A 17,832-nucleotide genomic window follows, 5' to 3' on the forward strand; every position below is an offset into this window, starting at 1 on the left:
CCAAAGTCGAGGCCTCACTGGAAATCGAACGCCGACAAGCCTGTCACCATCTCGTCGAGACCCAGCGGTCGGGTGACCGGCGGCTCTGCGCGGGCGAGACAGCCGGTGCGCTCGCAAAGGCGACAGGCCGGGCCGACGGGTGTCGCAGCGACACTGCCCTCCCGGCCTTTCTCCCCACCCGGCAGCGCAGCGCCATAGACGATCTCGTCACGGAAGCCGATGTCGCAGCCGAGCAGGAGCGCGGTGCGGCGCGGGCGCTCGGTGAAAGAGCCCTGCGGCCCCTCCAGCGTGCGAGCGATGCAGAGGAATTCCGCGCCATCCGGCATTTCCACGGCCTCGACCAGAATGCGACCTGGCTGCGCGAAGGCGGCATGAACCGGCAGCTTCGGGCATTCGCCGCCGAACCTGCTTTGCGGGAAGCCCTGCGCGCCGGCCCGCCGGAACCGATGCCCGGCATGATCGATCTCCAGCATGAAGAACGGCACCCCCGCCGCACCCGGCTTCTGCAGCATGGTCAGCCGGTTTGCCGCCTGCTCGTAAGAAACGCCGAAGCGCGAGCGCAGCACATCCACATCGTAGCGCGCGCGTTGTGCAGCGGAGAGGAACGGCCGGTAAGGCATCATCAGCGCATGCGCGGCATAGCGGCCAAGCTCGAAGCGGGCGAGCCGCCGCGCCTCGTCGGAGGAAAGCTTCAGCGCCTGGATTTCCGCCGCGATCGCCACACTCATGCGCATCAGGCAGGCCTCCATGGCGATCTCGCGCAATTGGTCGAAGACGGAGAGCCGCTCTGAAATGAAGAGGCGCTGCGTGTGGCGGTCGTAGCGTCGGCGCCAGTTGGGCATGGTGGCGACCGGCAGCACCCTGACCGCAATTCCGTGCTCACGCTTCAGCCAGGCCCTCAGGCTGCCCGCCAGATCGTCACCCGGATCGAGCAAGGCCGTGAAAGCCTCAGCCTCATCCTCTAGTGACGGGAAATGATTGGGCCGACGCTCAAACACTTCCCTCACCTCGTCGATCGGCAGTCGTGTCGCCGACAGCGCGGTCGCCTTACCCTCGCGGGCAAGCAGTTCGGTGAGGTCGGAAAGACGGGCCGCCTGCTCGCGGTAGGCGCGGAACAGCTTGACGATACCGGCCGCAGCATTAGGGGCCGCCTCGACTATCTCGACGATTTCCTGGTCGCCCGGCAATTCGCCAGCCAGTAGCGGGTCGGCAAAGACCTCTTTCAGCGCTGCGATCGAGGCACCGGCCTCCGCCTGCAAATCCTCAGGCTCGACGTGGTAGGCGGAGGCAAGCTTCAGGATGAGTTGCACCGTCAACGGGCGCTGGTTGCGCTCGATGAGATTGAGATAGGATGGCGAAATGCCGAGCCCCTCGGCCATCGCGGTCTGCGTCAGGCCGAGCGAATTGCGGATGCGGCGGATGCGCGGTCCCGCGAAGATTTTCTGATCGGCCATCCTTACCCTTTGACACGATTGTTACAGATCAGCATTTACGTAATCGGCAATAGCACTTTTACATTTTTTACATCGTTACAGAGCCCCTTCGTAAAAATCCATACAGCATTTCCCGATTTCCCTGCTTCTTTTCGCCAGCTCACTCGACTGTTTTGCGGCGCAATGTAAATGAAGTCACAGGAATATGCCATTCCTCCCGAGACGATGCCTGCTCAGCCGGGCGCAAGCGAAAAAGACAGGAAAGACGATGACTGATTTTTACAACCTTGTTCCCTCTGCGCCCGAAGGCCGCTTCGATCACGTCGAGCGCACCTATTCGCCTGAAGACGCGGAGCGCCTGCGCGGCTCTGTCCGCATCCGCCATACGCTTGCCGAAGAAGGCGCCAACCGGTTGTGGAAGCTCATCCACGAGGAGGATTTCATCAACGCGCTCGGCGCGATGACCGGCAACCAGGCCATGCAACAGGTCCGCGCGGGCCTGAAGGCCATATACTTGTCCGGCTGGCAGGTCGCCGCCGACGCCAATACGGCCTCGGCGATGTATCCGGATCAGTCGCTCTATCCGGCCAACGCTGCCCCGGAACTGGTCCGTCGCATCAACCGCACGCTACAGCGCGCCGACCAGATCGAAGTTTCGGAAGGCAAGGGCCTGTCGGTCGAGACGTGGTTCGCGCCGATCGTGGCGGATGCGGAGGCCGGCTTCGGCGGGCCGCTCAACGCCTTCGAGATCATGAAGGCCTTCATCGAGGCCGGCGCGGCCGGCGTCCATTATGAGGACCAACTCGCCTCGGAGAAGAAGTGCGGCCATCTCGGCGGCAAGGTGCTGATCCCGACCGCGGCGCATATCCGCAACCTCACTGCCGCCCGCCTCGCGGCCGACGTGATGGGCACGCCGACGCTGGTCGTCGCGCGCACGGATGCGGAAGCCGCGAAGTTGCTCACCTCGGACATCGACGAGCGCGACCGGCCCTTCGTCGACTACGACGCCGACCGCACGCCGGAGGGATTCTACAACATCCGCAACGGGATTGAGTCCTGCATCGCCCGCGCCATCGCCTATGCGCCCTATGCGGACCTCATCTGGTGCGAGACCTCCAAGCCGGACCTCGAACAGGCGAGGAAATTCGCCGAGGGCGTGCGCCGGCACTATCCGGACCAGCTTCTGGCCTATAATTGCTCGCCTTCCTTCAACTGGAAGAAGAACCTCGACGAGGCAACGATCGCCAAATTCCAGCGCGAACTCGGCGCAATGGGCTACAAGTTCCAGTTCATCACGCTCGCCGGCTTCCACCAGCTCAACCACGGCATGTTCGAACTGGCGCGCGGCTACAAGGACCGCCAAATGGCAGCCTATTCGGAGTTGCAGGAGGCCGAATTCGCCTCGGAGGCTAGCGGCTACACTGCGACCAAGCATCAGCGCGAGGTCGGAACGGGCTATTTCGACGCCGTCTCGATGGCGATCACCGGCGGCAAGTCGTCCACGACCGCGATGCACGGCTCAACGGAGCACGACCAGTTCCGGCCGGAGGAGAAGGCGGAATTCAGGCCCGCCGCCGAATGACAGATCGCGGCGGCTTTCCGGAGCCGCCGCTCCATTCCGGATAACGCATCGACAAGGCAGGAAGGAGAACACCGATGGGATCGATCACACGAGTCAAGGAACGCGCGGAGGAGCAGTCATCCGCCATGAACACCGATCAGCAGGCGGCCATCCGCATGCTGGCCAATGACCTTCATCGGCTCAACCAGTCCGTGATGAAGGCGGTCGAGGCGGGCGTTTCGGTTGAACTCGTCCGCTCCGCCCGCCATCATGGCGGCAATGGAAACTGGGGTGACCTGCTCATTCCGGTCGTAGTCACGCAGAGTGCGGCGTGAAAGACCAGCAGGCACAGAACGAATTCCATATCTTTGTGACGAATACTTGCAAATCTGTGCAACAATGGAAAAATTGCACAGCTTTGCAATTGTTTTTCGTGGAAAGAACTGCCGACATGTAAAGTTCATGCTTTGCGGTCAACCCTATCTTAACGGTGCATCGCTAGCGTCCTCAACCATACATTGAATCTATGGGCGGTGGGCGCAATGACGGAAATGAGTTTCGAGAGGCGCCTGGACCTTGGAGTGCGCGTAGGCACGGTTCGACAGTCCGGCGTTCAGGCCGTGAATCTGTCCCTCGCCCTGATCGTCTGCTCTTCACCGATCAATCGCATCGTTGTCTCGCGGATCGCCGAGCAGGCGGGGCTGAAAGTGGCCTGCGAAACACCGCAACGCGCCACGGAAGCGCTATTTTCGCAACAGCCTGGCCTCGTCCTTCTGGACTGCGGTCCCAATCATGAGGAAATCCACCCGATCGCGTCCGCCATCGTCGATCATCGGCGGGCCTCCGGAAGCAGGTTGCCGATGCTGATCGTGCTCTCGACCAAAAGCCTGTCGGCGGATTCGCCTTTCGCCAACATTGCCGATGCGATCATCGCCAAGCCGATCACGCCTGATGCTCTGCAGCCGAAGATCAAGCAGCTCGTGGAAGGCGCCCGCGGCAGCTAGGGTTTTGCCGCACGGGCCTTTCCTTTCCACACCCACGCCAGCTATACTCGCGTGTAGGGCAACTAGCTGGTGATGGATGGTTTCTGAGAAGAAGGGTGTCCGGCCTGCCGGCCGCAGCGCTCGGGTGCGCACGCCGGCTTTCGTGAAGAACGAGCGCGGGGTCCGCAACTGGAAGGAAGCACGCGGATGGCTCGAATGGCGCGGCATCGAGGACATCGAGTGCATCACGCCTGACCAGGCCGGCGTCGCTCGCGGCAAGATGATGCCGACGAAGAAATTCACCTCCAACACGTCGCTGGCGCTGCCTTCGGCCGTGTTCATGGCGACGATTTCCGGAAGATACCCGGAAGACGGAAACGGCTTCGCCTACCCGGAAGATGACGGCGACTTGAAGCTTGTGCCGGATCTCTCGACGCTCAGTGTTGTGCCGTGGGAGGATGACCCTACCGCCCAGGTGATCTGCGATCTCGTGCACCAGGACGGGCGCGGCGTGGAATTCGCGCCGCGCAACGTGCTGAAGAAAGTGGTCGCCGCCTACGGGGCGCTCGGCTACCGGCCGGTCGTCGCGCCGGAGATCGAGTTCTACCTGGTGCGCAAGAATCCGGATCCGGATTACCCGCTTACTCCGCCGGTCGGCCGTTCGGGACGGCCCATCGGCGGCGGACAAGGTTATTCGATCGCGGGCGTCAACGAATTCGACGAGCTGATCGACGACATCTATCATTTCTGCGAGGGCCAAGGACTGGAGATCGATACATTGATCCACGAGGAGGGCGCGGGCCAGCTCGAGATCAATCTCCGCCACGGCGATCCGGTCGCGCTGGCCGACCAGGTCTTCATGTTCAAGCGCACCATCCGCGAGGCGGCGCTCAAGCACGACACTTATGCGACATTCATGGCAAAGCCCATCCAGGGGCAGCCGGGCTCGGCGATGCATATCCACCAGTCGGTCGTGGGTATCAGGACAGGCGACAATATCTTCACCGCGGAAGATGGCAGCGAATCCGACGCGTTTCGCCATTTCATCGGCGGCATGCAGCGCCATGTACCAAGCGCGCTCGTCATGTTCGCGCCTTACGTGAACTCCTACCGGCGCCTGACACAGGGGGCCTCCGCGCCGGTCAACACGAAATGGGGATACGACAACCGTACTACCGCCTTCCGGGTGCCGCGTTCGGAGCCGGCCGGACGGCGTATCGAAAACCGCATCCCCTCCTCCGACGCCAACCCCTATCTGGCGCTTGCCGCCTCGCTCGCCTGCGGGCTTATCGGCATGCAGCGGAAGGAGTTACCCGATCAGCCCGTAGGGATCGCCGCGAACGAGGACGAGATCGAACTGCCGCGCGGCCTCCTCGAAGCGGTGGAACTGTTCGAACAGGACGCGGCGCTGACAGAACTTCTCGGCCAATCCTTCACGTCCACCTACGCGGCGATCAAGCGGACCGAGTTCGAGACCTTCATGGAAGTGATCAGCCCGTGGGAGCGGGAGTTTTTGCTGTTGAATGTGTGAGCGGGACTTGATGCCTTTCGGCCCGCCCTCTGAAACGTGCGGTTAGATCATGGCCTATCAGTCGCCCGTTTCGCCAGGCTATTCATGGTATGAAGATTCAGTAGAAGACCGGCCGACCTATCCCGTCTTGGATGGCGATCGCCGTGCCGATGTCGTGATCGTCGGGGGCGGCTTCACCGGCCTTTCGGCGGCGGCGCATCTGGCCAAGGCAGGCATCGACGTGACGCTTGTCGAGGCGCATCGCTTCGGCGATGGCGCATCCGGCCGAAATGGCGGCCAGCTCGGCACCGGGCAGCGGGCATGGGCGGAGGAACTGGAAGCCGAACTCGGCTTTACCCGTGCCAAGGCCCTGTTCGATCTCGCCGAAGAGGCCAAGGCGCATCTGCTCGACTTCGCGGCGATGAACCATATCGACATCGACTATTTGCCGGGGCAGATGTCGGTCGCGCACAAGAAGCGCTACGTGAAGAGCTACGAGGCACACGCCGCGATCATCCGCAACCGCTTCGGCTATGAGCACATCACCTTCATGGATGCACGCGAGACAGCCGAGCGCCTCGGCTCGACCCGCTATTTCGGTGGCGTGCGCGACACGGGTACCGGCCATATCCACCCGATGAAGCTCGCCATCGGCACGGCGCGAGTGGCCGCCGAGGCCGGAGCGCATCTCTTCGAAAACACGCGCGCCACCGGTATTTCCGCCTCCGGCGGAAAGGCGCGCGTCGCAACGGAAAAAGGCACCATCATCGCCGAAAAGGCGTTGATAGCCGTCAACGCCTATGGCGGTGATCTGGAGCCCGTGAGCGCGGCGCATGTCATGCCGATAGGCTCGTTCATCGGCGCGACCGTACCACTCGGCGAAGATAGTCCGGTGTTGCCCGGCTTCGAGGCGGTCGACGATTCGCGCTTCGTCGTTCGCTATTTCCGCCGGACCAGGGATGGCCGCCTTCTGTTCGGCGGCCGCGAAATCTACTCGACCACGGAGCCGGCCGGCATCAGGAACGCCATCAGCAGGCAGATCGCCGAAATCTATCCGGCCCTCAAGGATATCGAGATCACGCATGCCTGGGGCGGTTATGTCGGCATCACCATGCCGCGCAGGCCCTTCGTGCGGGAGGTGATGCCCAATATCATCTCCGCCGGCGGCTATTCCGGGCATGGCGTCATGCTGTCGAATTTTGTCGGCAAGCTCTATGCCGAGACGGTGGCCGGCAACCGCGACCGGCTCAGGCTTTTCGAAGAACTGAAGATACCACCCTTCCCCGGCGGCCGGCTCCTGCGGGCGCCGCTCCTATTCCTGGCTCTCAACTGGTATGCGCTGAGGGACAGGTTATAATCGGGGCATGGTAGCGCGAACGGTTTAGGAGGAAGCCCGCGGCCGCAAGTATATTCTCTCCGATGCCTATTTTTCGGAATGATTTTGCTACGGCGCGCCCTGCTCTTCTGACATGTTCCGCGACCGATCAACCCAGCTTTTCAGGAATACAGCCATGAAATGGTTTACCTCCCTCGTCGCCGCCGGTGCACTCGGCCTTCTAGCGGCACTCCCCGTACAGGCGGCATCCCTCGACAAGATCAAGGAAGCTGGCGTCTTCCGTATCGGCACGGAAGGTACCTACGCGCCTTTCACCTACCATGATTCTTCTAACCAACTCGTCGGCTTCGATGTCGAGATCGGCCGGGCAATTGCCGAGAAACTAGGCGTCAAAGCCCAATTTCTCGAAGGCAAATGGGACGGGCTGATCGCCGGGCTAGACGGTGACCGCTACGACGCCGTCATCAACCAGGTAGGCATCACGGAAGCGCGCAAGAAGAAATACGACTTCTCCGATCCTTATATCGCGTCGAAGGCGGTTCTGATCGTGCGCGGCGACAATTCGGAAATCCACGGCTTCGCCGATCTCAAAGGCAAGAAGTCGGCGCAGACGCTGACCTCGAACTTCGGCAAGCTGGCGGAACAGAGCGGCGCTGAACTGGTCGGCACCGACGGTTTCGACCAGTCGATCCAACTCGTGCTCAATGGCCGCGCCGACGCCACTATTAACGATAGCCTCTCCTTCCTCGACTTCAAGAAGCACAAGCCCGACGCGAATGTGAAGATCGTCGCGCAGGAGGCGAACGCCGATCATTCCGGCGTCATCATCGCCAAGGGCGAGCCGAAACTTCTGGCAGCTATCAACAAGGCGCTCGCGGACATCAAGGCCGACGGCACCTACCAGAAGATCGCAGACAAATATTTCGGGCAGGACGTCTCCAACTAACGGCGCCGGCCGCCCGACTGCCCTCGCATTGACCGCCGCACGGAACGGCCGCAAGGTCGCCCGTGCGGCTTTTCCCTGTTGCCGTGCCTTTCCTTGAGGAGCGCGTATGCTGCCCCATTGGCTCCAACTGATGATCGAATCGCTCGGCCCTCTGCTGTGGGCAGCGATCAAATTCACGGCGCCGCTGACGCTGCTTTCCTTCGCGCTCGGCCTGATCCTCGGGCTCGTTGTAGCGCTTATCCGCCTATTCGGACCCCGTCCGCTGGTTCCCGTCGTGCGTTTCTATGTCTGGATCATTCGCGGCACGCCGCTCCTGGTGCAGCTATTCCTCATCTTCTATGGCCTGCCCTCGGTCGGCATCGTGCTCGACGCTTTCCCCGCAGCCCTGATCGGCTTTACGCTCAACGTGGGCGCCTATACGTCGGAGATCATCCGGGCGGTGATTGCGTCGGTGCCACGCGGACAGTGGGAGGCGGCCTATTCGATCGGCATGACATGGCGGCAGGCCATGCAGCGCACGATCCTTCCGCAGGCGGCGCGCGTCGCCGTGCCGCCGCTTTCCAACACCTTCATCTCGCTGGTAAAGGATACTTCGCTTGCCGCCGCGATCACCGTGCCGGAACTTTTCCAGGCGGCACAGCGCATCGTCGCCACCACCTACGAACCGCTGATACTCTATATAGAGGCGGCGCTTATCTATCTGGTGATGAGTTCGGTGCTTTCCTCGCTGCAGACGAAGCTGGAAGCCCGGCTCGGGCGCTATGGCGGCTATATCGAGGCGCGCTCATGATCGGGCTCACCAAAATCGAGAAGCGCTTCGGCGACCTTCTGGTGCTGAAAGGCATCACGCAAAATTTCCGCGAAGGAAGCGTGACGGCGCTGATCGGACCGTCCGGCGGCGGCAAGAGCACGCTTCTGCGCTGCATCAACCTGCTCGAAATCCCGACCTCCGGCACGGTGCGCATCGGCGAGGACAAGATAGAATTCCACCCCGGTGGCAAGGTCTCCACGGCGGCGATCCAGAAGCTTCGTCGGCAGACCGGCATGATCTTCCAGAATTTCCAGCTCTTCCCCCATCGCACCGCGATCGAGAATGTCATGGAAGGATTGGTCGTCGTGCTGCGCTGGCCGAAGGAGAAAGCAAGGCTGCGGGCGCTCGAACTCCTCGACAAGGTCGGGATGCGCGAGAAGGCCGACGCCTGGCCGGCCAATCTTTCCGGCGGCCAGCAGCAGCGCGTCGCAATCGCCAGAGCGCTCGCGCCCTCGCCGCGCGTGCTTCTTTGCGACGAGCCGACATCGGCGCTTGATCCCGAACTTGCCGAGGAGGTGGTCGAGGTGCTCAGCCAGCTTGCGCGCGAGGGCACGACCATGGTGATGGCCACCCACGATTTGCGGCTCGCCTCAAGCGTCGCCGACGAAGTGGTGTTCCTCGATCAGGGCGAGGTAGTAGAGACCGGCCCGGCACGCGAACTCTTCGACAACCCGCAGCGCCAGCGCACCAAGCGCTTCATCGCCTCGCTCAGGCAGGAGCAAGCGGCACAGGCCGGATAGCGCCGTCTGGATCAGATGCAGCGGCCGCCATCGACCTCCAGCGCGACGCCGGTGATGAATTCCGCCTCATCGGAGGCGAGCCAGAGTGCTGCGTTGGCGATGTCGAGCGGCGTGGACAGCCGGCCAAGCGGGATAGAGGCGCGGAAGAGCGCCCGCTTCTCGGGCGTGTCCTCGCCCATGAACTGCGCCAGCATGCCGGTCTCACCGGCCACGGGGCAGAGGCAGTTGACGCGGATGTTCTTCGGCGCAAGCTCGACCGCCATCGACTTCGTCGCGGTGATCGCCCAGCCCTTGGAAGCGTTGTACCAGGCAAGCCCCGGCCGCGGTCTCAGGCCCGCCGTGGAGGCGGTGGTGATGATGGAACCACCGCCCTGCTTCTCCATGACCGGAACGACCGCAAGCGCGGCGAGATAGATCGCCTTCATGTTTACTGCCACGATCGTGTCGAAGGTCTTCTCGTCGACCTTCAGCATGTCGCCGTTGCGGTGCGTGTAGCCGGCATTGTTGACCATGATATCGAGGCGACCGAAACGGTCGATCGCCAGCTTGACCATAGCGTCGACATCGGCGCGGTTGGAAACGTCGGCCTTGCACGCGACCGCGGCCGCGCCGATTTCGCCGGCGACGCGGTCGGCACCTGAGGCGTTCAGATCCGCCACGACCACCTTGGCGCCCTCTTGGGCGAAGCGCTTCGCCATGCCTTCGCCGAAACCCGACGCCGCGCCGGTGATGACTGCAACTTTACCCTTGAGACGATCCATGCGTGTCTTCCTACCCTACCTGTTCAACTCGGCGCCTGCCGCAGCTTCGAGTGCCTGCAAATGATCCTGCACTGTCGCCCATAACATACCCGGCAGGACATCCTCATAGGCATGTCGATATACATTTCCTGCACCAGCGATGCGCGATCATTGGACCTCGGAGTGGCGACGTTTCACATCATCGGGCAGACGGCGAGAGGCCTCCGAAACGATCTCCAGACAACGGGTCACCGCATAGCGGGTACGCTCGTCTGCAACAAAATCATCAAATCATCGTAAGACATTCCGTCGACGAAGCGGCGCGCAAGCTCGATATGATAGGCAATCGTCTTCAGGACGCGCTGCGTATCGCTAGAAGGCATGTATGACCTTGTTGAGCGCCTCAGCCTTGACGTAAGGCTTGAGGCCCTCCCGGTTGACCACATCCACCGGGACATCAAACAGGCCGGCAATATACTCTTTCAACCCTACATAATCGAAAACGCTGAGGTGCGATCGCGGATCAAGGTCGATCATAAGATCGAGATCGCTGTCAGACCGCGCCTCTCCACGCGCTACGGAACCGAACAGGGCAATATGTGCGACACCCTGCTCATTCAACTCCCGCCGATGCTGCCGCAACGTGGCTATGATCCGATCAGCTTCCATGACCTCTAAAAGTATACCGGAAGCTTCTTTTCTTCAAATGCCGTATCATCCGTGGTTGAAGACGATCGTCTTGGTCGCCGACATGTCGTAGAGCGCCTCGAAACCCTTTTCGCGGCCGTGGCCGGAGCGCTTGAAGCCGCCGAAGGGAAGTTCGATCCCACCGCCGGCGCCATAGCCGTTGACGAAGACCTGGCCGGCGCGGACCTTCTTGGCAACACGGTGCTGGCGTGCACCGTCCTTCGTCCAGACGCCGGCGACAAGTCCGTATTCTGTGTCGTTCGCGAGGTGGATCGCCTCGGCCTCGCCTTCGAACGGGAACAGCGTCAGAACCGGACCGAATACTTCCTCCTGCGCGATCGCTGCATCTGGATCTACGGCGCCGAACAGCGCGGGCCGCACGTAATAGCCGCCTGAAGGCGCAGCGGGATCAATGGAGCCTTCGGCCAGAACCGGGACACCGGCTTCACGCGCCGCCGCGACGTAGCCTTCGACGCGCTCCTTCTGCTTAGGATTGATCATGGAGCCGAGATCGCGGTCGGCGTCATGCGGCGCGGCAACCAGTTTCGAGAAGCGCTCCGCTAGCGCGCCTGCAACCTTCTCGTAAATCGGCTTTTCGATCAGGATGCGGCTGCCGGCCGAGCAGGTCTGGCCGCCATTCTGGATGATGGCGTTGACCAGCACCGGCAGCGCAGCTTCGATATCCGCGTCTGCGAAGACGATCTGCGGCGACTTGCCGCCGAGTTCCATGGTGACGCCGCGATTGTTGATCGCCGCCGCCTGCTGGATCGCGGTGCCGGTGAGGGGTGAACCGGTGAAGGTCACGTAGTCCACGTCCGGATGCGCCGAAAGTTCGGCGCCCGCGTCCCGGCCGTAGCCGGTGATGACGTTCAGCACACCTGCCGGAATGCCGGCTTCCAGCGCCAGTTCAGCGACGCGGAGCGCGGTCAGCGAGGCGTCCTCCGCCGGCTTGACCACCAGCGTATTCCCCATAGCAAGTGCCGCGCCGACGACGCGCGCAGTGATCTGCAGCGGATAGTTCCACGGTACGATGCCGGCGACGACGCCGTGCGGCTCGCGCAGGGTCAAGGCGGTGAACCCTTCAAGGAAAGGGATGGTATCACCATGGATCTTGTCGCCGGCGCCGCCATAGAATTCGTAATAACGCATGGTGGCGGTGACGTCGGCCTTGCCCTGGCGGATCGGCTTGCCGGTGTCGCGCGATTCCAGCGCCGCCAGTTCCTCGCCGTTCTTCTCGACAAGCTGGAAAAGCCGGGTGAGGCAGCGGCCGCGCTCGACCGCCGGCATACGGCCCCATGGCCCTTCCTCGAAGGCACGGCGCGCAGCCTTCACCGCGCGGTCGACATCCGCTTCGCCGGAGGCCGGGATGGAGGCGAACACCTTGCCGTCGGACGGTGAAGCCACGTCGATGCGCTGGCCGGAAAGCGAGTCGACCGGCTTGCCATCGACGATCTGCATGAAGGCGAGGCCTTCGGCCACGGTACGTGAAAGATGAGCGCCCATCCTGGCATTTCTCCTTGCTTCTGTGGCAGCGTCGCACCAAGTTTGACCGCATGTGCGAATACGCCGGACATTCCACCGCGTCCGTGAAACGCCTCCCCATTCGCCCTGTCAAGGCTACGGCAGACTCAATGTCGCACTGGCTAAATTAAATCGATTAGATTATAGGACGGCATCGCTTTGCGATCGCCATGCAGATGGACAGACAATGACCAGCCAAACCATCCCCGTCGAACCCTTCGATTTCATCGTTTTCGGCGGCACGGGCGACCTCGCCGAGCGCAAGCTTCTGCCAGCGCTTTATCAACGACAGATCGCCGGCCAGTTTTCCGAGCCGACACGCATCATCGGCGTCTCGCGCTCGAAGATGTCAGACAAGGCCTATCGGGAATTCGCCGAGAAGGCGATCATCGAGCATGTCGACGCCAGGGAGATCGACAAGAAGGCGCTGGCGAGCTTTCTCGACCGCCTCTCCTGGGTATCGGCGGACGCCACCTCCGGCACGGGCTTCGACGACTTGAAGAAGGCCGTCGGCAAGAGCGAATGCATCCGCGTCTTCTATATGGCAGTGGCGCCGACGATCTTCGGCGAGATCGCCGCGAAGCTGAAATCGCATAGCCTTCTGACGCCGAATGCACGCATCGTCGTGGAAAAGCCGATCGGCCGGGACCTCACGTCCGCCAAGGCGTTGAACGACGCTATCGGCAAGGTCTTCGACGAGCAGCAGATCTTCCGCATCGACCATTATCTCGGCAAGGAGACGGTGCAGAATTTGATGGTTCTGCGCTTCGGCAACGCGCTCTACGAGCCGCTGTGGAACAATGCTCATATCGACCATGTACAGATCACCGTCGCCGAGACGGTGGGGCTGGAAGGCCGCGCCGGCTATTACGACAAGGCCGGCGCGTTACGCGACATGGTGCAGAACCACATGCTGCAGCTTCTCTGTCTCGTCGCGATGGAGCCGCCGGCATCGATGGACGCGGACTCCGTGCGCGACGAAAAGATGAAGATCCTCCGCGCGCTGAAGCATATCGAGAACGGCAACGCGCAAAAGAACACCGTGCGCGGCCAATACCGCGCCGGCGCTTCGGCCGACGGGCCCGTAAAAGGCTACCTCGAAGAGCTCGGCAACAACGAAAGCGACACGGAAACCTTCGTCGCCATCAAGGCTGAAATCGAGAACTGGCGCTGGGCCGGCGTGCCCTTCTATCTCCGTACCGGCAAGCGGCTCGCGGCGCGCGTTTCGGAAATCGTCATCGAGTTCAAGCAGATACCGCATTCGATCTTCGGCGAGGGAGCAGGCAAGCTGGTCGCCAACCAGCTTGTCATCCGCCTGCAGCCCGGCGAAGGCGTCAAGCAGTGGATCATGATCAAGGATCCGGGTCCGGGCGGCATGCGGCTGAGGCACGTGCCGCTCGACATGAGCTTCGCTCAGGCCTTCGAGGTGCGCAATCCGGACGCCTATGAGCGACTGATCATGGACGTGGTGCGCGGCAACCAGACGCTGTTCATGCGCCGCGACGAGGTCGAGGCAGCATGGAACTGGATCGACACGATCCAGGCGGCCTGGGAAGACACACAGCAGCAGGCCCAGGGCTACACGGCCGGCACGTGGGGGCCATCGGCCTCCATAGCGCTCATCGAGCGCGACGGCCGCACCTGGCACGAGAGCAACTGAGGCGGGCAGAGATATGATCGCGCCCCAGCACCATTGGCACGAATTCGCGACGCCCGGCACGCTGGCGAATACGTTCGCCCGCCGTATCGCCGATGTGCTAACCGAGGCAGTCAAGGCGCGCGGCAAGGCGCTGCTCGCCGTCTCAGGCGGGACGACGCCGGTCCATCTCTTCAAGGCCCTCTCCGATACCGACATCGATTGGCCGAAGGTCATGATCACGCTGGTGGATGAGCGTTTCGTGCCGCCATCTTCCCCGCGTTCGAACGAAGGGCTGGTGCGCGCCGACCTTTTGCGCGGTAACGCGGCGGCAGCGCATTTTGTTGGTCTTTACCATGAGGCCGCGACGGTCGAGGAGGCCGCAGGCAAAGCCGAAAAGGCGCTGTCCTCCCTCCCCTATCCGTTCGACTTCGTCGTGCTCGGCATGGGACCGGATGGCCATACAGCCTCCTTCTTCCCGGACGATCCTGAACTCGCGAGACCGCTCGACCTTTCCGGCAGGCGCATCGTGCTTCCGATCCATGCGACAAGCGCCGGCGAGCCGCGTCTGACCTTCTCGCTGCCGACACTGATCGGGGCGCGGCACCTCGCCCTGCACATCGAAGGGGCGGACAAGAAGCAGGTACTGGAAAAGGCGCTGGGCGACGGACCGCGCCTTCCCATCCGGGCCGTCTTCGACGCCGCTAAAACGCCGGTCGAGATATACTGGGCGCCGAAGCCCGGCGAGAAGGGTTGAAACCGCAGCAACCAGCCGTTCGGGCGGGAGGACCCGGAGCGAGGAAAGGAAAGACGACAATGAGCGTGCATCGGCAATTGATGGCCGTCACCGAGCGCATCCGCGAACGCTCGAAAGTCTCGCGTGATGCCTATCTGGAGCGCATCGCCGGCGCTGCCGGCGGAACCGTCAAGCGCTCGACGCTCTCCTGCGGAAATCTCGCCCACGGCTTCGCCGCCTGCGCCGCGCATGACAAGGCCGCGCTCGCCGGCAACGAGATTCCCAATCTCGGCATCATCACCGCCTATAACGACATGCTCTCGGCGCATCAGCCCTATCAGACCTATCCGGCGCTGATCCGCGAGGCCGCGCGCGAGGCGGGCGGCATGGCGCAGGTCGCCGGCGGCGTGCCTGCGATGTGCGACGGCATTACCCAGGGTCAGCCCGGCATGGAACTGTCGCTCTTCTCGCGCGACGTGATCGCGATGGCCGCGGCAATCGGCCTTTCGCACGATATGTTCGACGCCGCCGTCTTCCTCGGCATCTGCGACAAGATCGTGCCGGGTCTGGCGATCGCGGCACTCTCCTTCGGCCATCTGCCGGCGGTGTTCATTCCCGCCGGTCCGATGCCGTCGGGTATCCCGAACGACGAGAAATCGGCTGTCCGGCAACTCTACGCCGAAGGGCGGGTTGGGCGCGCCGAGTTGCTGGAGGCAGAGTCGAAATCCTATCACAGTCCCGGCACCTGCACCTTCTACGGCACAGCCAACTCCAACCAGATGCTGATGGAGATCATGGGCCTGCATTTGCCGGGCGCGTCCTTCGTCAATCCAGGCACGAAGCTGCGCGAGGCGCTGACCAAGGAAGCAGCGAAGCGGGCGCTGGCCATCACCCATCTCGGCAACGCCTATACGCCGGCCGGGCGCATGATCGACGAGCGCGCGATCGTCAACGGCGTGGTCGGGCTGAACGCCACCGGCGGCTCGACAAACCACACGATCCACCTGATCGCGATCGCCGCTGCGGCCGGCATCCGCCTCACCTGGCAGGACATTTCCGACATTTCGGACATCGTGCCTCTTCTGGCCCGCATCTATCCGAACGGAATGGCAGACGTGAACCATTTCCAGGCGGCGGGCGGCATGGGCTTCCTCATTCGTGAACTGCTCGACGCCGGGCTGCTGCACGAGGACGTGCAGACGGTCTGGGGCGAGGGTCTGCGCCCCTACGCGGTGGAAGCGAAGCTTGGCGCGGACGGTTCGGTCGTGCGCGAGCCAGCGCCGGCAAAGAGTTTCGATGAGAAAGTGCTGGCGTCAGTACCAAAGGCATTCCAACCCACCGGCGGCATCCGCGTGCTGTCCGGCAACCTCGGCCATGCCATCATCAAGGTTTCGGCGGTGAAGCCCGAACGGCGCATCGTCGAGGCGCCGGCGCTCGTCTTCGATGACCAGGAGGAACTGCAGGACGCCTTCCGCGCCGGCAAGCTTAACCGCGATTTCGTCGCCATCATCCGCTTCCAGGGACCGAAGGCGAACGGCATGCCGGAACTGCACCGGCTGACGCCGACGCTCGGCGTCCTTCAGGACCGAGGCTACAAGATCGGGCTGGTGACGGACGGACGCATGTCCGGCGCTTCCGGCAAGGTGCCGGCAGCGATCCACGTGACGCCGGAAGCGTCGGAAGGCGGCGCCATCGGCAAGGTGCAGGATGGCGACCTGGTACGGCTCGACGCGGTCGCGGGAACGCTGGAAGTGCTAAGCGACGCGGAAGCCTTCGCGTCGCGGCCGCTGCCAGTGAAGGATCTTTCCGGCAACGGCTTCGGCCATGGGCGCGAACTTTTCGCAGCATTACGCGCCAATGTCGGGCGAGCCGATGCAGGCGCCAGCGTCTTCGCTTAAGCAAGAGTGAATTGTCTCGATGGCGCGGTGCGCCTATCTTGTCGAGACAATTCGGCTAGAAGGATCGCCGCGATGGCGGAACGGAGACGGATGCTTAGGGGAATGGTCGCGATCCCGGCGGCGCTGCTGGTGCTGGCCGCATCGTCAGCATGGGCCGATGAAAGCGCCAGTGCGGCCAACGGTGCCCTTCCCGGCGTCCGCCCGCAGAAGCCGATCGCCAGCCATGACGGCGTCTATCCTCCGCAGCCCGAGCCCGACGTGCTGCCGGACGGCGATACGCCCACATCTTTCCATGTCGGCAAGATGAAGGTCGAGATCCACGGCTATATCAGCTACGCGGTCGGCTTCGGCAAACCGATGCCCGGCAAGGGCAGCCGGAACAACTGACACCTACACTACCAGCCCTATCGCGGCATCTGCGGCGTTCCTGATCACGGCGATGTTCTTCCGGTAGGCGTTCTCGCCGCCCTTGGTGAAGATGGCGGAGCCTGCCACCAGCGCCGTCGCGCCGGCCTTCGCCACCAGCGGCGCCGTGTCGGGCGCGACACCGCCATCCACTTCGATCTCGATCGGGCGGTCGCCGACCAGCGCCTTTACCCGCGCGATCTTTTCGACGACGGCCGGGATGAAGGCCTGCCCGCCGAAACCGGGATTGACCGTCATGAGAAGCACGAGATCTAGCCGGTCGAGCACATATTCGATGACGCTCGGCGGAGTGGACGGATTGAGTGCGACGCCGGCCTTCTTGCCGAGATTCCGGATCGCCTGCAACGAGCGGTCAAGATGCGGACCTGCTTCGGCGTGAACCGTAATGCGGTCGCAGCCGGCCTCCGCGAATGCGGCGAGATAGGGATCGGTCGGCGCTATCATCAAATGGCAGTCGAAAGGAAGTTTCGTGCGGTCGCGGATCGATTTGATGATCGGCGGGCCGAAGGTGATGTTCGGCACGAAATGCCCGTCCATCACGTCGAGATGGATCCAGTCGGCGCCGGCGGCGGCAACCGCCTCCACTTCCTCGCCCAGCCGCGAGAAGTCGGAGGAGAGGACCGACGGCGCGATGATGATCCCTTTTTTCATGCGTTCGTTCCCGGCGTTCCCAAGGCTTGAAAGGGAAATTTCCTACTGGGATTTGCCGCGCGTGTCGACGGCAACGAATGGAATCGTCGATTGAATCTTGATGCGCGAATCTTGACGCGCAGACCCCACTCCGTCCGCTTCGCGACCACCTCTCCCCCTCAAAAGGGGAGAGGAAGGGGACAAGCGTTGCGGCCGGCGCTTCCTCTCCCCCATCGAG

At 62.9% G+C, this 17,832-nt stretch carries 17 protein-coding genes and 1 pseudogene; 12 read left to right on the forward strand and 6 right to left on the reverse strand.

The genetic code is table 11. The annotated features are described in order from the left end of the window. Nucleotides 1–14: 14 nt before the first annotated feature. Nucleotides 15–1,454 carry a helix-turn-helix domain-containing protein gene (locus tag RBH77_RS23005; RefSeq protein ID WP_311029902.1) on the reverse strand — a complete coding sequence of 480 codons (1,440 nt, stop codon included), beginning with the start codon at nucleotides 1,452–1,454 and terminating at the stop codon, nucleotides 15–17. Nucleotides 1,455–1,701: 247 nt separating this feature from the next. On the opposite strand from RBH77_RS23005, the gene aceA reads away from it, so the two are divergent. From aceA to RBH77_RS23045, 8 genes are all read left to right on the forward strand, one after another. After that, nucleotides 1,702–3,015, forward strand: coding sequence for an isocitrate lyase (gene aceA, locus RBH77_RS23010; protein WP_311029903.1), 1,314 nt, complete (start codon nucleotides 1,702–1,704; stop codon nucleotides 3,013–3,015). Between the two features lie 74 nt (nucleotides 3,016–3,089). Continuing rightward, complete coding sequence (locus RBH77_RS23015; protein WP_311029904.1) at nucleotides 3,090–3,329, forward strand: SMc00767 family acetate metabolism repressor; 240 nt, start codon at nucleotides 3,090–3,092, stop codon at nucleotides 3,327–3,329. Nucleotides 3,330–3,536: 207 nt separating this feature from the next. Continuing rightward, nucleotides 3,537–3,998 carry a response regulator gene (locus tag RBH77_RS23020; RefSeq protein WP_311029906.1) on the forward strand — a complete coding sequence of 154 codons (462 nt, stop codon included), beginning with the start codon at nucleotides 3,537–3,539 and terminating at the stop codon, nucleotides 3,996–3,998. A 76-nt stretch (nucleotides 3,999–4,074) separates the two neighbouring features. Beyond that, nucleotides 4,075–5,508: a glutamine synthetase family protein gene (locus RBH77_RS23025; RefSeq protein ID WP_311029907.1), complete on the forward strand. Its 1,434-nt coding sequence runs from the start codon at nucleotides 4,075–4,077 to the stop codon at nucleotides 5,506–5,508. A 49-nt stretch (nucleotides 5,509–5,557) separates the two neighbouring features. Then, the gene (locus RBH77_RS23030) at nucleotides 5,558–6,844 is read left to right on the forward strand and encodes an NAD(P)/FAD-dependent oxidoreductase (protein ID WP_311029908.1); all 1,287 of its coding nucleotides are present in this window, start codon (nucleotides 5,558–5,560) and stop codon (nucleotides 6,842–6,844) included. A gap of 154 nt (nucleotides 6,845–6,998) precedes the next feature. Further along, nucleotides 6,999–7,769 (forward strand): amino acid ABC transporter substrate-binding protein, encoded by a 771-nt coding sequence (locus RBH77_RS23035; protein WP_311029909.1) that lies wholly within the window; start codon nucleotides 6,999–7,001, stop codon nucleotides 7,767–7,769. Nucleotides 7,770–7,878: 109 nt separating this feature from the next. After that, the gene (locus tag RBH77_RS23040) at nucleotides 7,879–8,559 is read left to right on the forward strand and encodes an amino acid ABC transporter permease (RefSeq protein WP_311032660.1); all 681 of its coding nucleotides are present in this window, start codon (nucleotides 7,879–7,881) and stop codon (nucleotides 8,557–8,559) included. Further along, a complete protein-coding gene (locus RBH77_RS23045) occupies nucleotides 8,556–9,320 on the forward strand; it encodes an amino acid ABC transporter ATP-binding protein (protein WP_311029910.1) in 765 nt (254 codons plus the stop codon). Before RBH77_RS23040 ends, RBH77_RS23045 begins: the two co-directional genes overlap by 4 nt. A gap of 11 nt (nucleotides 9,321–9,331) precedes the next feature. Here the strand turns inward: RBH77_RS23045 and RBH77_RS23050 are convergent, their stop codons facing one another. The 4 genes and pseudogenes from RBH77_RS23050 to RBH77_RS23060 form a co-directional block, all read right to left on the reverse strand. Next, on the reverse strand, nucleotides 9,332–10,081 hold the full coding sequence (locus RBH77_RS23050) for an SDR family oxidoreductase (RefSeq protein ID WP_311029911.1): 750 nt from the start codon (nucleotides 10,079–10,081) through the stop codon (nucleotides 9,332–9,334). Nucleotides 10,082–10,096: 15 nt separating this feature from the next. Beyond that, a pseudogene (locus RBH77_RS24055) lies at nucleotides 10,097–10,312 on the reverse strand (HepT-like ribonuclease domain-containing protein). A 120-nt stretch (nucleotides 10,313–10,432) separates the two neighbouring features. Beyond that, complete coding sequence (locus RBH77_RS23055; RefSeq protein WP_311029912.1) at nucleotides 10,433–10,729, reverse strand: nucleotidyltransferase family protein; 297 nt, start codon at nucleotides 10,727–10,729, stop codon at nucleotides 10,433–10,435. 45 nt (nucleotides 10,730–10,774) lie between these two features. Next, complete coding sequence (locus RBH77_RS23060; protein ID WP_311029913.1) at nucleotides 10,775–12,250, reverse strand: aldehyde dehydrogenase family protein; 1,476 nt, start codon at nucleotides 12,248–12,250, stop codon at nucleotides 10,775–10,777. A gap of 205 nt (nucleotides 12,251–12,455) precedes the next feature. Between RBH77_RS23060 and zwf the strand changes: the two genes are divergently transcribed. The 4 genes from zwf to RBH77_RS23080 all read left to right on the forward strand — a co-directional run bounded on the left by zwf (nucleotide 12,456) and on the right by RBH77_RS23080 (nucleotide 16,925). After that, a complete protein-coding gene (zwf, locus tag RBH77_RS23065) occupies nucleotides 12,456–13,928 on the forward strand; it encodes a glucose-6-phosphate dehydrogenase (RefSeq protein ID WP_311029914.1) in 1,473 nt (490 codons plus the stop codon). 13 nt (nucleotides 13,929–13,941) lie between these two features. Then, nucleotides 13,942–14,661: a 6-phosphogluconolactonase gene (gene pgl / locus RBH77_RS23070; RefSeq protein ID WP_311029915.1), complete on the forward strand. Its 720-nt coding sequence runs from the start codon at nucleotides 13,942–13,944 to the stop codon at nucleotides 14,659–14,661. A 59-nt stretch (nucleotides 14,662–14,720) separates the two neighbouring features. Next, nucleotides 14,721–16,538, forward strand: a complete 1,818-nt coding sequence (edd, locus tag RBH77_RS23075) for a phosphogluconate dehydratase (protein ID WP_311029916.1) — start codon at nucleotides 14,721–14,723, stop codon at nucleotides 16,536–16,538. A gap of 72 nt (nucleotides 16,539–16,610) precedes the next feature. After that, nucleotides 16,611–16,925, forward strand: a complete 315-nt coding sequence (locus RBH77_RS23080; protein ID WP_311029917.1) for a hypothetical protein — start codon at nucleotides 16,611–16,613, stop codon at nucleotides 16,923–16,925. Between the two features lie 3 nt (nucleotides 16,926–16,928). Here RBH77_RS23080 and rpe read toward each other — a convergent pair whose 3' ends face one another. Beyond that, the gene (gene rpe, locus RBH77_RS23085) at nucleotides 16,929–17,615 is read right to left on the reverse strand and encodes a ribulose-phosphate 3-epimerase (RefSeq protein ID WP_311029918.1); all 687 of its coding nucleotides are present in this window, start codon (nucleotides 17,613–17,615) and stop codon (nucleotides 16,929–16,931) included. Nucleotides 17,616–17,832 lie beyond the last annotated feature (217 nt).

It is taken from the genome of Mesorhizobium koreense (assembly GCF_031656215.1).
Taxonomy (GTDB): domain Bacteria; phylum Pseudomonadota; class Alphaproteobacteria; order Rhizobiales; family Rhizobiaceae; genus Mesorhizobium_L; species Mesorhizobium_L koreense.